This window comes from Enorma sp. (assembly GCF_982429025.1).
In genome coordinates this window covers 1-15257 of record NZ_CEWCAA010000052.1, presented here as the reverse complement: position 1 = coordinate 15257, position 15257 = coordinate 1, and the positions used below count along the sequence as shown (strand labels likewise).

The window sequence follows — 15257 nt, the reverse complement described above, 5'->3', positions numbered from 1 at the left end:
CACCACGGCAACCCGCGGCGCATCCTTGGAAGCCGGCTCAAACCGGCGCGGACCACCGTGTGCCCATTCCCAATCGGAAATGGCGCGTTCGTTGTCGTGGATGGTCGTGGGCTCGTCGCTCACCCTGCCAAGGTTGCACGCAGCCTCGCAAAGGGCCGGGCACACACGGCTCGTGAACTCCGGCAAGGGCGAGGTCAGCGCCAGCCGCTCGACTGCATCTGCCCATCGTCCGCGATACACGAGCTCGTTCCACTCCGGGATGAGGTTGTGGAGCGGGCAGCCGCTTGGGCGAGCGCTGCCAAACGCACCGCCCATCTGGCAAAACGCAACCCCGCACATCATGCAGCGGCTCGCCTGTCGGCGCTGGGCATCTTCATCGAGGTTCACATAGAGCTCGTTGTAGTCGTGAACGCGCTCGCGCACCGGGCGCAGCGCATGCACCTCGCGATCCCGCTCAAGAAATGCTCCGGGCTTCCCCATCGATATCCCCTCTCAAACCTTATCGACTGCGGGCAATCCGCCCCGCATCAAATCCGTCCCCTTGTGACGTCCCCTTGTGGCCGAAAACGGTCAAAATGAACCCGTCCCATAATGACCGGCCAAAAACGGTCAAAACAAACACGTCCCATAATGACCGCGCTACGCCGTGATGGCCTCGAAAGCCTCCTCCAACGCTTGCTCATGCGTGGCGCCCCGGCGCTCGGCCTCCTCCACGATCTTCATCGCGCGCTCGTAATCGGTGGGAATCACCTTGACGAAGCGCCTCGACGCCGTGGCGAACTGGTAGAGCAGCTTGATGCCGCGCGGACTCGCCGTATAGCGGACGTGCTCCTCGATGAGCGCGCGAATCTGCTCGAGCTCGGCCTCCGATGGCGTGCAGAGCCGCACCATCTCGGTATTGCAGCGGGCGGCGAGCGTGCGACGCTCGTCATACACATAGGCGACGCCGCCCGTCATGCCCGCAGCAAAATTCTGCCCGACCTCGCCTAGGATGAGCGCGCAGCCGCCCGTCATGTACTCGCACCCGTGTGCGCCCACGCCCTCCACCACGAGCGTCGCACCGGAGTTGCGCACGCCGAAGCGCTGGCCGGCGAGGCCGTTCGCAAAGCCGCGCCCTCCGGTTGCGCCATAGAAGGCCACGTTGCCCACGATGATGTTCTCGTCGAACTTGAACGTCGCGCCCTCCGGAGGACGGACCGAGACGACGCCTCCCGAGAGCCCCTTGCCAAAGTAGTCGTTCGCATCGCCGCGAACGTTGAGCGTGACGCCCGCTGGCAGGAAGGCTCCGAAGCTCTGCCCGGCAGAGCCGTCGCAATCTATGGTGATGGCGCCGTCCGGCAACCCTTCGGGATGGGCCTTCGTGACCTCGTGGCCCAGAAGCGTGCCCACGCAGCGGTTGACGTTGGCAATGTCCGCGCGGAAGTGCACCGGGCGCAGGTGCGCGCGGGCATCCTGCGTATACGGCACGAAGAGCGTCGCGTCGAGCGTGCGCTCCACCCCTTGGTCCGCGGCCATAGCGGGCAGGTAATGCGGGGCGTCGGCGCCCGGGATATCCGCGCCGAACTCGCACACCGCGGGCGCGAGCACCGGAGCAAGGTCGATGAGCCCGGCCTTCCAATTGCCCGGCGCCTCAACCTGGCGCAGGCACTCCACATGGCCCACCATCTCGTCTACCGTGGCGAAACCAAGCCGGGCCATGACCTCGCGCAGCTGCTCGGCCACGAAAAGCATGAAGCGCTCCACGTGCTCCGGCTTGCCCGCGAAGCCCCGGCGCAGGCGGCAGTTCTGCGTGGCGATGCCCGCAGGGCAGGTGTCCTGCTGGCAGTCGCGCTGCATGAGGCAGCCCATGGCGATAAGCGGCATGGTGGCGAAACCGAACTCCTCGGCACCCAAAAGGCACGCGACCGCAACGTCGGTGCCATCCATGAGCTTGCCATCGGCCTCGAGCACCACGCGCGAACGCAGACCGTTGCGCACGAGCGTCTGCTGCGCTTCCGCGAGGCCGAGCTCGAGCGGCAGGCCCGCGTGCCAGATGGAATCGCGCGGAGCGGCACCCGAGCCCCCGTTGTGGCCCGAGATAAGGATCTTGTCGGCCGCACCCTTGGCCACACCGGTCGCGATGGTGCCCACGCCGGCCTCGCTCACCAGCTTCACGCTCACGCGCGCACCGGGATTGGCGCACTTGAGGTCGAAGATGAGCTCCGCCAGGTCCTCGATCGAATAGATATCGTGGTGCGGCGGCGGGCTGATGAGGCCGATGCCGGGGGTCGACCTACGCACCTCGGCTACCCAAGGGTAGACTTTCTTGCCAGGCAGGTGCCCGCCCTCACCGGGCTTGGCGCCCTGAGCCATCTTGATCTGGATCTCCGTCGCCGAGCACAGGTAGCGGCTCGTCACGCCGAAACGCCCCGAGGCCACCTGCTTGATAGCCGAGTTCTTCGAATCGCCGTTGGCGAGCGGGGTCTCGCGGCGCGGGTCCTCGCCGCCCTCGCCGGAGTTCGAGCGGCCGTGCAGGCGGTTCATGGCGATCGCCATGCATTCATGCGCTTCTTGGGAGATAGACCCGAACGACATGGCGCCGGTGTTAAAGCGGCGCACGATCGAGCGAGCGCTCTCGACCTCGTCAAGCGAGAGGGGCGCGCGGGCACCCGCATCGAAATCGAGCAGGTCGCGCAGGCGCACCGGGCGCCCGGGCACGTGCAGCCGTTCGCTATAGGAACGGAAGAGCTCGTAGCTGTCCTCGCGGCAAGCGCGCTGAAGCGTGTAGATGACCTGCGGGTCGATGAGATGCTCCTCGCCGCCGAGCGGCCGCCACTTGGTGAGGCCCAAGGTGGGCAGCTGGCCGGGCGCGGGGCTCTTCTCGGTTGCAAGCGCCTCGTCGTAGCGTTGGCGCAGCTCGCGCTCCACCGCTTCCGCGTCGAGCCCTCCCACGCGGCTCACCGTACCGGTGAAGTAGCGGTCGATGAACGCGGGCGCAAGGCCCACCGCTTCAAAGATCTGGGCGGAGTGGTAGCTCTGCACCGTGGAAATGCCCATCTTGGACATGATCGAGACGATGCCCGCCGTCGCCGCGCGGTTGAAGTTCGCCACGCCCTCTGCAGCCGTGAGCGCACGCCCATCCTTGGCGGTAAGGTCGCCCGCGTCCGCAAGGCGTCCGATCACCGCATGGGCGGCATACGGGTAGATGCCGCTCGCCGAGTACCCCACGAGCGCCGCGAAGTCGTGCGCGCTGACGGCGTCACCGCATTCCACCACGAGGTCCGCGAACGTGCGCACGCCCGCCCGGATGAGGTGGTTGTGAACAGCCGAGACCGCAAGAAGCGATGGGATGGGAACCTCGCCCTCCCCTGCTCGGTCCGAAAGCACGACGATGTTCACGCCATCGCGCACCGCAGCCTCTACCTCGCGCGCCAAGCGGTCGAGCGCCTCCTCGAGGGCGCAGGCCCCGGTGGGCGCCGCGTTGGCGCTGCCGAGCACCTCGCCCGCGCCACGCTGCGCCCCGCGGCCATACACGAAGACGGCGCGGAAGCGCTGGGCACGGAACCCCACGCGGTCGATGGCGCAAATGCTCTCGAACTCTTCGCGCGTAAGCAGCGGCCGTTGCAAGCGCACGAGCTGGCAGGATGCGCGCGAGTCTTCGAGCAGGTTGCCGTGGTTGCCCAGATAGAGCACCGTCGAGGTCACGAAGCTCTCGCGCAAAGCGTCGATCGGCGGGTTCGTTACCTGGGCGAAGAGCTCGTAGAAGTAATCGAAGAAGGACCGGTTCTTCTTGGAGAGGCATGCAAGCGGCGCGTCGATGCCCATCGAGGCGAGCGGGGTCGCACCCGTGCATGCCATGGGGCGCAGCACCTCGTCCACGTCGTCCCAATGGTAGCCGAGCTTCACGAGGCGCACCGTCTCGGGCACGGCGGCATCCTCGGCAATCGGCGCGCGCTCAGCCGAAGGAGCCGCGAGGTCGCGGACGTCGATCGTTTCCTCGGCGATCCAGTCGCGATACGGCTTCTCCTTGGCGAACGCGCCGCGGAGCTCGTCGTTATAAACCACGCGGCCCGCCGCCATATCGACCTCGAGCATCTCTCCCGGCCCCAAGCAGCCCGCGGTGAGCACGTTGGATGGATCGACCTCGATGGTGCCGACCTCGCTCGAAAGCAGGAACCGGTCATCGCGCGTCACGTAGTAGCGAGCCGGACGCAACCCGTTGCGGTCGAGCGCGGCACCGAGCGTGCGGCCATCCGTGAAAGCAATGGCAGCAGGCCCGTCCCACGGCTCCATGAGCATCGACTGGTAGGCGTCGTAGGCGCGACGCTCCGCCCCAAGCGCTTCGTTGTGGTCCCATGGCTCAGGAAGGAGCATACTCACCGCACGGGAGAGCGGGCGGCCGTTCATGACGAGGAACTCCAGCACGTTGTCGAGAATCGCGGAATCGGAGCCCTCGCGGTTGATGATGGGGAGCACCCGTGCAAGATCGCCCTGCAAAAGCGGCGAGTAGAGGTTGGGCTCCCGAGCCCGAATCCAGTTGACGTTGCCCTTCAAGGTGTTGATCTCGCCGTTATGAATGATGATCCGGTTAGGGTGAGCCCGCTCCCAACTGGGTGTGGTGTTGGTGGAGTAGCGCGAGTGCACGAGCGCCACGGCGGTCTTGACGGCGGCGTCGTTGAGATCGATGAAGAACCGGCGCATCTGCGTGGCAACGAGCATGCCCTTGTAGACGATGGTGCGGCTCGACATGCTGCAGATGTAGAAGATCTTGCCCTGGAGCGCATGCTCCACGTCACCCGCCTTCTCGATGGCGCGACGACACACGTAGAGCCGCCGTTCGAAGGCGTCCCCCGGCTCCGTTCCCTCGGGCAGGCCGAGGAACGCCTGGAGGATCGTGGGCATGCATGCACGCGCCGTGTTGCCGAGGTCGTGCGGGTCAACGGGGACCTCGCGCCAGAAGAGCACGGGAACGCCGCAAGCCGCGCAACCATCCTCGAAGACGCGCCGCGCATCGCGCACGCCCTGCTCATCCTGCGGGAAGAAGAGCATGGCCACGGCGTAGCGTCCCTCATCGGGAAGGATGTGGCCGCACTTCTGAGCCTCCTTGCGGAAGAAGTGGTGCGGCACCTGGAAGAGGATGCCCGCACCGTCGCCGGTGTTCTTCTCGAGGCCCGTGCCCCCGCGATGCTCGAGGTTCACGAGCACCGAGAGCGCGTCGTCGAGCATCTGGTGCGACCGCTCTCCCGTGATACTCGCCAGCGCACCGATGCCGCATGCATCGTGCTCGAACTCAGGGCGATAAAGGCCGCTTTCCGCGGCGTTCGATAGGGTGGCTGTATGGCACGTGGGCATGGCGACCCTCCCGGTTCTGCATGGATCGAAAAGCGCAGGGCAAGCCGGCGCGTCGTGGCATCATACGGCGCGCGCGTTGCGCAACCGTTGCGCCGGCGTTTCGACCATGTTTCGAAACCGAGTGGCAACATGGCGGTGCGTTCGCATGAAAAAGCGGGCCCGGACCCGTCGCGATGACAGGTCCGGGCCCGCTCGAAACCGCTCGTTGCAGGAAGACTCGGCGAGACGCGTTAAGCGAGACGCGCGTACTTGCGCTTGCCCACCTGGAGTACGCAGCCGGAGTGTAGAAACGCCGGATCGATGTTGTAGGTCTTGGGCGCGACCGGCTTCTGGTCGATCTTCACGCCGCCGCCGTCGATGAGCCGGCGCGCCTCGCCGGCAGACGGGGCGAGCCCAGCCTCCTTGAGCACGCCCGGAAGGTAGATGAGGCCCTCATCGTTGGGGGTCAGGCCGACCGAGACCACGGCGATGTCCTCGGGCAGCTGGCTCTCCTTGAACACCCGGTCGAACTCGGCCTGCGCCTCCTCGCCCGCGCCTGCGCCATGGTAGGTATCGCAGAGGTCGCGACCGAGCGCGCGCTTGAGCTCGTACGGATCGGCGGAGCCGTCGGCGAGCGCAGCCTCGATGGCATCGACTTCCTCGGGAGTCTTGGAGCTAGCCAGGCGGTAGTACTTCGCGATCATCTCGTCGGGAATGGACATGGTCTTGCCGAACATATCGGCAGGCTCGTCCGTGAGGCCGATGTAGTTGCCGTAGCTCTTGGACATCTTGCGCACGCCATCGGTGCCCTCCAGCAGCGGCATGGTGAGCGCGACCTGCGGCTCCATGCCCATCTTCTCCATAAGCTCGCGACCGGCGAGCAGGTTGAAGAGCTGGTCGGTGCCGCCCATCTCAACGTCGGCCTTGATGACCGTGGAGTCGTATGCCTGCATCACAGGGTAGAGGAACTCGTGGAGCGCGATGGGCGTCTGCGACTGGTAGCGCTTGGTAAAGTCCTCGCGCTCTAGGATGCGCGCCACGGTGAACTTGCTGCAGAGCTCGAGCAGGCCCTTGAGGTCGAGCGAGAGGATCCAGTCAGCGTTGTGCACGATGGTGGTCTTCTCGGGGTCGAGGATCTTCATGGCCTGGTTGACGTAGGTCTGCGCGTTTGCCTCGACCTGCTCCTGCGAGAGCTGCGGACGGGTGGAATTCTTACCGGACGGATCGCCGATGAGCGCGGTACCGTTGCCGATAATGAGCGTGACCGTATGGCCTAGGTCCTGGAACTGGCGCATCTTGCGCAGGGGCACTGCATGGCCCAGATGGAGGTCGGGGCTCGTGGGGTCCACGCCCAGCTTGATGTTGAGCGGCATGCCCCGCTCGAGCTTCTTCTTAAGATCCGCCTCAGGCACGATCTGCGCCGCTCCCGAGGTGATGATCCGCATCTGCTCTTCGACTGACAGCATTTCTGTCCTCCTGATATCTAGCACCCTCGCCGACGGCATCCCATAGGTCTTCTGCGCGCTGGCGGTGCTTGTTTTCTCGGTAACTGTATTAGTGTAGCCGAAAACCGGGCAACGGAACACGATGACTCCGCACGCCGAGCACAGCCCGCCACAATATGCTTTCGGGCAGGATTTCGATGCATGGCGCCACGTAAAGGACGGCGGGCGAGATCCGAAGCATCACTCCTTGGAGCTCGAAGGCGTGTAGCCGATTACGGAGTCGCGCCCATACCACTGAGCCAGGCGGAAGTTGATGTAGTTATCCATGTTGTCGCGGATATCGCCCATGAAGAGCACCTTGGGGCCCACGGTGTAGAACGGCACCTGGATATCTGCCGATGGGCTCTCCGTGAGCGTGGTAATGCGTGCCCACACCTGGTCGTCGTATTCCTGAGCCTCCCCCGAGATGAGCGACGACGCGGCAGAGATCGAAACGAGGTCGTCGCGATGCCTCTCGTCGATGGCGAGCGCACCGACCATGAGCGCAAGCACCGCGAACATGAGCGCGGTGTATGCCGGCCAGACCCGCCCCAAGCTCTTCCAGGACACCGCGGCCGTGCGCCCCGACCGCTCGAGACGGCGAACGCACCATCCGCAAAACCAGCCGATGCAGAGAAATGCGAGCACCACGAAAAGATCGTAGCGAATGTTCTGCACGCGGCCCGGGCCCACCGTTCCCATGGAGTAGAACGTTGGAGCGAAGCTCGCCATAAAGAGCAGCACGGACGCCACGGCCGGAACGCCCGGCAGCGCGAAGGAACAGGCCGAGCGCCGCGCCGCCCACACCATCACGGGCACCGCGAGAGCAAGCGCCAAGACGAACAGGCCGTTGGTCCACAAGACGATGTACTCGATACCCGCAAAGGCGCTCCGCAGAAGCGTCATGATGACGCCGAGATTATCACCGGGAAACTGGCTCACCTGACGCTCCACGTTTCCCGGCGCCGCCATCGAGAGCGCGAAGCCGGCAGCGAAGACCACGAGCGCCGGAACGAGGGCGAAGCCGCGCCGATTGCCCCGTGCGATGCACGCCACCGTGGCGGCAAAGAGCGCCGTGCCCGCGACGAGCCCCGTTACGAAATTGCCGCCCGCCAGTATCGCCGTGAGGAACGTAAGCCCCATCGCGCGGCCCGCCAACCCAGCTCGCCCGATGGGCCCCCGGCGCGTGCGCCCTCGAGCAATGCGCACCGAAAGCGCCGCAGCCACGAGTATAAGCGCATGGTAGAAGGTGTAGTAGATAGCCGAGTTGTACCACCAGAACCCTTCGACGGGGCTCGGCAAAAGCTGCGTCTGCAGCAGAAGAACGAGGCAGGTGAGGGCGACCCACACCGCGGGCGGCGCGCCAAGCAGATCGCGCACAACGACACTCGAGGCATACGCCGTGGCGAGCACGAGCGCGACGATGATGAACACCGCGCCCAGGCCGTAGAGCTCCTCGGCGAACACGCCCGGCTGAAGCGCCATGAGAAAGATTGCTGAGTAGGTGCCCTGCCAGGAGAAATAGGTATCGACGACCTCCTGGGCCGCCGCCGCAACGGCTCCGAATACGCCGCGCCCGGCCTCGAGCGCAAGGTGGGCGTCAACACCGTAATGCCAATCGTCGGCATAGCTGTGATCGAAAAACGAGATGGCGACCATGATGCCCAGCGCGACCACAAGGGCAAAAGCGAGCACGGCGGCTATGGCCACGAGGGCATGGGGCTCGGCTCCGCTCCCCCGCCCCGGGCGGTGAGCAAACGCGGGCCGTGGTGCATGGCTGGCAGCCGCATGCCGAGGTGCCACCATGTGCGCCGGTTGCGCCTCGCCGCCGACAGGGCTTCGCGTGCCTCCGTGCGCCGGCTGCGCGCCCTCGATCGAACCCATTGGTCGCTCCCATCTAGCCTTGCGAGCACGCCGCAAGGTATGCAGTCGGTCTGGAATTTGGCTTGAACAAGCATACCCAAATTCCATCAACGAGCGTGTTGAGGTAATGTGTGCTCTATCTATGTTTGACGATTTGCCCGCATCTGCGCGCAAGCACACGCGAAGCTTCAGCAACAGGAGGTCTATATGGGTCCTCGTCAACGCCATAGTCGAAAGCGCGCGAAGACGCACGCTTTGCCCATCATCATCGCGTCGTTCTTCGGGTTCCTGCTCCTTGCGGGCACCGCTTTCGGCATCGGCATGATCGGCGTCGTGGATACCTGGCTCCAAGACCTGCCCGACTACACCGACACCGACCTCTACCTCATGAGCGAGCCCACGACGATCCTCGATGCCGATGGCAACGTGATCGCCAGCTTCTATACGCAGAACCGCACCACGGTCTCGCTCGACCAGATTTCCGACTATGTGATCAACGGCACCGTCGCCACTGAGGACGAGCGCTTCTACGAGCACGGCGGCTTCGACCTCGTAGGCATCATGCGCGCTGCGGTCTCGCAGATCACCGGCGGTTCCGAGGGCGCATCGACCATCACCCAGCAGCTCGTGCGCAACACCATCCTCTTGGACGAGCAGTTCGACATCACCCTCGAGCGCAAGGTGCGCGAGATCTACCTCGCCGTCAAGATGGAGGAGATCTATTCCAAAGACGAGATCCTCAACATGTACCTCAACGTGATCTACTACGGTCACGGAGCGTACGGCATCGAGGCCGCCGCGCAGACCTACTTCTCCAAGAGCGCGAGCGACCTCACCCTGGCCGAGGCGGCCCTGCTCGTGGGCCTGCCGAATGCCCCATCGCAGTACGACCCCACCATCAACCCCGAGCTCGCCGTCCAGCGCCGCAACACGGTGCTCGACCGCATGCTCCGCAACGGCTACATTTCTCAGGAGGAGCATGACGCCGCGCAGGCCGAGGAGCTCCAGCTCAACGTATCTGAGACCTCGGGCACGGGTGTGGATATCAACGCCTACCCCTACTTCGTCGACTACGTGCGCTCCCTGCTCTCGGATGAGTTCGACTACGACCAGATTTTCTCTGGCGGCCTCACCGTTAAGACCACCATCAAGCCGAGCGTACAGCAAGCAGCAGAGGCATCGGTGCAGGATCAGCTCAACAAGTTCGACGAGGACGGCCTTGAAGCCGGTATGACAGTGATCGATAACGACAACGGCTACATCGTGGCCATGGTGGGCGGACGGGACTACTACGCCGACGACCAGCACACCAACCATGCCATCACGCAGCGCCAGACGGGCTCCGCATTCAAGGCATTCACCCTTGCCACCGCCATCGACCAGGGCATGAACCCCGGCATCATCATCAACTGCAACTCGCCGCAAACCTTTGACGACGGCTCGTACAAGGTGAGCAACTACGACGACCACTCCTATGGCTATATCTCGCTCGCGCGGGCGACCGAGGTCTCGGCGAACACGGGCTACGTGCAGGTGGCGAAGGCCGTGGGCATCCAGAACGTGATCGATATGTGCCATAACCTGGGCATCGACGACGAGATGAATGCGTATTCGTCGCTCACGCTGGGCACCAAGGAGCTCTCGACACTTCAGATGGCCGAGGCATACTCCACCTTCGCCATGGGTGGCGAGCATCGCGATGCCGTGGCGATCACCGAGATCCAGAACCGCAACGGCGAGGTCATCTACCAGCACGAGGACAGCCCCGAGCGCGTACTCGACGCAAGCGTTGCCGCAGAGATCAACGACATCCTCGAGGGCGTCATCTCCAGCGGCACGGCAACGGGCGCCCAGCTCTCCGTGAACCAGCCTTTCGCGGGCAAGACCGGCACCACCGAGGCACCGTCCGACTTGTGGTTCTGCGGATACACCCCGCAGTACACCATGGCCGTCTGGACGGGCCATAGCGGCAGCAACCAGCGCGTCACCGTCAACGGAAGGCGTGCGCGCACCTCCGACCTGCCCATCCCTATCGCGCGGAACTTCTTCAATACCGTGCTCGACGGCGTTGAACGCGAGGAATTCCCAGCAGCCGACGGCCAGATCACCTATCAGGACGACTCGGTTTGGGAGGTTGACGGCAAGCCGCTTTCCGGCGGCGGATCCGAGGCTATAACGCCCGAGACCGAGACCGCAGTGGAAAACGAGAATCCTTCGACCGATTCCGGCACGGGCGACGGTGGAGACGGCGGGAACACGGGCACCGAAAGCCCCACCTCCCCAACCAACCCTTCCACCGGCGAACCGGAATCGCCTACGCCACCGACGTCGGTCACTCCGCCAACGACCGATAGCGGCGGCGGGAATGAAGAAGGCGGCGGCGTCGTAGAATAGAGCCAAAATGAGACAGTTGTGCCAGGTACAAGTGTCTCATTGATAGCAAAACGGGGAGCTCTCAGGGGCTCCCCGTTGCTTTTGGGTCCTAAATACATGAGACACTTGTACCTGGCACAACTGTCTCATCGATGAGGATTGCAGAGCTTCGAGATGAGGGTCTCGAACCGCTCGCCGTCGTCGTCGGTTCGCGCGACCACCAGAATGGTGTCGTTGCCCGCGAGCGACCCGAGCACGGCGGGAAGTTCTGCAGCATCGATAGCGGCGGCGATACCGGACGCCGTACCCGGCTGTGCTTTCACAAGCACGAGATTGCCCGTGCGCACGACCTCTACGACGAGCTCCGAGACCATGCGCTGCAGATGCAGATCCTCAGCAAGCACGTATACGCCCTCGGGAAGCTTGCGCAGCCCCATATCGGCGATATCGCGCGAGACCGTGGCTTGCGTGCAGTCAAAACCAAACGTCTTCAACTCGTCGACGAGCATGCGTTGCGTGCGAACGTTCTTATTGCGAACTATTTCCCGGATGGCATCCTGCCGGCCGTTGCGTTTCTTCGCCATTTCGCTGCACTCCCCTTCGCCACGTTCCTGCTAGATATGCGTGAAGTACGCATAGTGTACTCAATTACGCAGGAGAATGGCGGTGTGTAATCAAATTGAAGCATATCCTATACGATTTATGCTTCTTTTCATGCGCTGAAGATCATTTGAGAGAACGCTTTGGCAACGATTCCCCGCATGCGATGTACGACAGAGCGATCAAGCACATGAAAGCATGACGCCCGTTCGCGCTGCGAAGGGAAGATGCGAGATGCGCGCGAGTATCGAAAGGCGGGCGCTCAGACAGCAAGCGGTCACGTTTTTGCGGACGATGGAACCGTAGATGAAGCCGAATTCACGGCTCGTATCACCGAGCACTGCCACCGAAGCCCGCGTGCTCGGCGCCTCGATCATGTCGCGAACGCGCGCATTGCGCTCGATAGCAGAAATCTCGCGCGACGAGCAGACGCCTTCAATGCAAGAGATGATCTCGCGTAGATGCAGGCGATGGACCGCAGCCAGAAGAGCTTCGTCGCGGTCGCGGTGCCATGTCGAAATGAGCTGCAGGTACCGCTCGTGATTCCGCTCACAGCAGGCATATGCGGCCATGTTGAAGTGGTTCATCATCTCTTGTTGAGCCACATGGCAGACGGCTTGACCCGCCACGCCCACGCGCTCGATATCCTCAAGGTAGGCGGCAAGATAGGCGACCTCGTTACCGCAAAGCTGCATACGCAAGCCGAGCGCGTCGGCACGGTCGAGGTCCAAGACCTTGCCCTTGAGCGCGTTGAAGATGCCGTCCGCCAAAAACAAGGGCGCTTGATCGCGAAACTCATCTTTCGTGCGCGTCGGCGCAACATCGAAGCTCAGGCGATGCGAGCTGAGCTCGCCGTTGCCAGAATCTTCGTCAACCGAAAGCGCGAGGATGGCGAGCTCAAGATCATGCTCGGTAAGCAATGCGTGGAGATGCTCGAGAGCGCGCGGGGCCAGCCAATCGTTCTGTCCGAGCACGAGCACATAGCGGCCACGCGCCACGCCAAGAGCGCGGTCGAAGGCAAGGGAACGGTCGGTATCTTCGAGTTCGATGACGTCGAGTCTGATCTCGCGCTCCGCACAGCGACGGCAGATGGCAGCAGTCCGATCATGGGAAGCGCAGTCGCACACCACGAGCTGAACATCGTCGAAGTCCTGGTCGAGCACGCTCTCCAGGGTGCGCAGCACATGTCGCTCGGCATCGTGGGCAAGCACGATAACCGAGATGAACGGGCGCTTCACCATACGACGTGCCACCGCTCAACCTCCCCCGGGAGTCCTGGACTGCAAGTCGTATTACATGGTATCACCGGGCGTTTTCACCGGACTCGAAGTGCTTGGCTGCACGTTCTGTACAAATGTTCTGCAACAACACAACACATCGCGACAGCCTATGCGAGCGGCGTGGGGTGCAATTGGTATGCACCATGCGCACGGGGCACCAAGCAATCAGCGCGCGCCGTCCGGACGACACGCCCTATGCGAGTGGCATGAGGGTACCCGGCGGGTAGGCAACGTCCACGAACGTGAGCCCGCACGCCGGCGCCGTTGGGCCCGCTGCCCGGCGGTCACACGCTGCAAGCACCTCAGAAACCCAGCTGGGCTCGCGCCGATGGAGCCCCACCTCCACGAGCGTCCCCACGATGGTGCGCACCATGGAATGCAAGAAGGCATTGCCGGTGATGGTGAACGCGAGCACTTCCTCCCCAAGATCCTCGGTTCGCTCAAAACCCACGTTCATCACATTTCGACAGGTCGGTTTCCCTACCGCAGAAGCCATCTTGCAAAAGCTCTTGAAATCGTGCTCCCCTACGAGATGCTGCGCCGCACTATCCATGGCCTCTTCATCGAGCGGCATACGCTGCCACCACACATGATCACGCGTGAGCACCGGGCGATTCGGCCGATCGGCGATGCGATACGTGTAGGTGCGTGCCAAAGCATCAAAGCGAGCGGAGAAATCCGAATGCGCCCGGAAGACCTCCTGAACGGCGATATCGCGCGGCAAGAGCGCATCCATAGCGCGCAACCAGCGCGTCTGGGCAATCGAGAGCTCACCATCGATGGCAGGGAAACTCACATACTGGCTGAGCGCGTGCACGCCGGCGTCTGTACGGCCGGCGCAGGTAAGGTCCACCTCACGGCGCAGGAACGTTTCCAGTGCCTTCCTGAGCTCTCCGGCGACCGTGCGCACCTCGGGCTGCGCCTGCTCGGCAAACCCGCTATAAGCCTCCCCTGAGTACCCCAGGCGCAAAACGATGATGCCCGCGCATGAGGGCAGCCCGTCATGGTCCATGGCCTCCAGTGCCCTTGCCTTGTCCTCCATCGCGCCCCCCTATCGTCTCGCGCACCAGCATATCGGCACGCCTTTCCTATCAGATACTATACGAAAGCACCGTGAGCACCGCCATGACAACGAGCCCGCCGAGAAGAACAAGCTTGTCCGCCGGCTGCAAAGGTACGCGTCTATGCTGCTCAGAGCTCCGCTGGCCGTAGCAGCGGGCATCCATAGACTCCGCCACGCGATCGGCGCGCCTGAAGAGCCCGACCACGAGTGGCGTGAGCACCGCCGCCCATGCCCGCACGCGCCTGAGCACCGACCCTTCGTCGAAGTTAACACCGCGCGCCCGCTGCGCGAGCCTGATGCGCCCCGCCTCTTCGGAGACAACGGGAATGAACCGCAGGGCCATAGATAGCACAAGCCCGACGTCTTCGATCGGCACCCCGATATGGCCGAGCGGCCTCATGAGACTCGTGCAGGCGTGTGCAAGCTTGGTTGGCGTTGTGGATTCCGCGACCGAAAGCGCAAGGCATACGAGCATGATGATCCTCGCCACGGCGGTGGCGGCACGCGCGGCACCCACCGTGCTGATGCCGACACTCCCCGCGATGGCAACGTCGGCGCTTCCATCGCAAGAGACGAGATTTGCGCAGACGATGAACGCTAAGAGTAGGGCGACCGGCTTCAGGGCGCGTGCAACGGCCTTGCCCCCGATGCCGGATGCACGGAGCACCAACAAGCAGAGCATTGCCCATATGGCAAGTGCCCAAGGAGCCCTCGCGGCAAAGAGCGCGGCCGTCGCGACAAGCAGAAGGATCACTTTTACGCGTGCGTCGACGCGTTCCAGCCCACGCCCTGCCGTGTCCTTCTGGCCTGGCCTAGCCGCGACCTCCGATCCGTGCGAGAACGGCTCTTGCGCCGACGTGCCCTCTGGCTCTTGCGCGGCGCCGGCCTCTTGCCCCTGCGCAGCAGTTTCCACTGACGTGACCCCGTTCACGCCTGCAGAATCACGCTTTTCCGCTTGCACAAGAAGTTCACGAAGTTGCCAGGATTCTGGCGGCTCAAGCCCCGCCCGCGCAAACGCATCTATATCCGAGGCGAGCGCAGCCGGCGTCCCCTGCCATGCAATCGTGCCATCTGCAAGCAGGACCCCCTGATCTGCGATCGCGAGCCACTCTTCAAGATCATGACTCACCACGAGGACTGGAAGCCCCTTGCAGGCAATATCTTGCACCAAGCGGTGGAGCGCCGCACGAGCCGGAGCGTCGAGACCAGCCGTGGGCTCGTCGAGAACAACCGCGCGAGGATTGAGCGTGAGAATGCTTGCAAGCGCCACCCGACGAGCCTGGC

Annotated in this window: 8 protein-coding genes and 1 pseudogene; 1 reads left to right on the top strand and 8 read right to left on the bottom strand. The window is 63.8% G+C overall.

Annotated elements, in window-relative coordinates; all coding sequences use genetic code 11:
• The 4 genes and pseudogenes from AC1VS5_RS08245 to AC1VS5_RS08230 form a co-directional block, all read right to left on the bottom strand.
• Positions 1–480, bottom strand: a pseudogene (locus AC1VS5_RS08245) (glutamate synthase subunit beta); the annotation flags it as partial.
• A gap of 159 nt (positions 481–639) precedes the next feature.
• Positions 640–5331 (bottom strand): glutamate synthase large subunit, encoded by a 4692-nt coding sequence (gene gltB / locus AC1VS5_RS08240; RefSeq protein ID WP_481218318.1) that lies wholly within the window; start codon positions 5329–5331, stop codon positions 640–642.
• 230 nt (positions 5332–5561) lie between these two features.
• Positions 5562–6776, bottom strand: coding sequence for a tyrosine--tRNA ligase (gene tyrS / locus AC1VS5_RS08235; protein ID WP_481218317.1), 1215 nt, complete (start codon positions 6774–6776; stop codon positions 5562–5564).
• A gap of 219 nt (positions 6777–6995) precedes the next feature.
• Positions 6996–8678, bottom strand: a complete 1683-nt coding sequence (locus AC1VS5_RS08230; protein ID WP_481218316.1) for a DUF6056 family protein — start codon at positions 8676–8678, stop codon at positions 6996–6998.
• Between the two features lie 186 nt (positions 8679–8864).
• On the opposite strand from AC1VS5_RS08230, the gene AC1VS5_RS08225 reads away from it, so the two are divergent.
• Positions 8865–11051, top strand: a complete 2187-nt coding sequence (locus AC1VS5_RS08225) for a transglycosylase domain-containing protein (RefSeq protein WP_481218315.1) — start codon at positions 8865–8867, stop codon at positions 11049–11051.
• A gap of 125 nt (positions 11052–11176) precedes the next feature.
• Here AC1VS5_RS08225 and AC1VS5_RS08220 read toward each other — a convergent pair whose 3' ends face one another.
• From AC1VS5_RS08220 to AC1VS5_RS08205, 4 genes are all read right to left on the bottom strand, one after another.
• The gene (locus tag AC1VS5_RS08220; protein ID WP_019127921.1) at positions 11177–11614 is read right to left on the bottom strand and encodes an arginine repressor; all 438 of its coding nucleotides are present in this window, start codon (positions 11612–11614) and stop codon (positions 11177–11179) included.
• Positions 11615–11812: 198 nt separating this feature from the next.
• Positions 11813–12883 carry a glycosyltransferase family 2 protein gene (locus AC1VS5_RS08215; protein ID WP_481218314.1) on the bottom strand — a complete coding sequence of 357 codons (1071 nt, stop codon included), beginning with the start codon at positions 12881–12883 and terminating at the stop codon, positions 11813–11815.
• Between the two features lie 220 nt (positions 12884–13103).
• Complete coding sequence (gene truA / locus AC1VS5_RS08210; RefSeq protein WP_481218313.1) at positions 13104–13952, bottom strand: tRNA pseudouridine(38-40) synthase TruA; 849 nt, start codon at positions 13950–13952, stop codon at positions 13104–13106.
• Positions 13953–14001: 49 nt separating this feature from the next.
• A partial coding sequence (locus tag AC1VS5_RS08205; protein ID WP_481218312.1) for a CbiQ family ECF transporter T component occupies positions 14002–15257 on the bottom strand: 1256 nt, incomplete at its 5' end.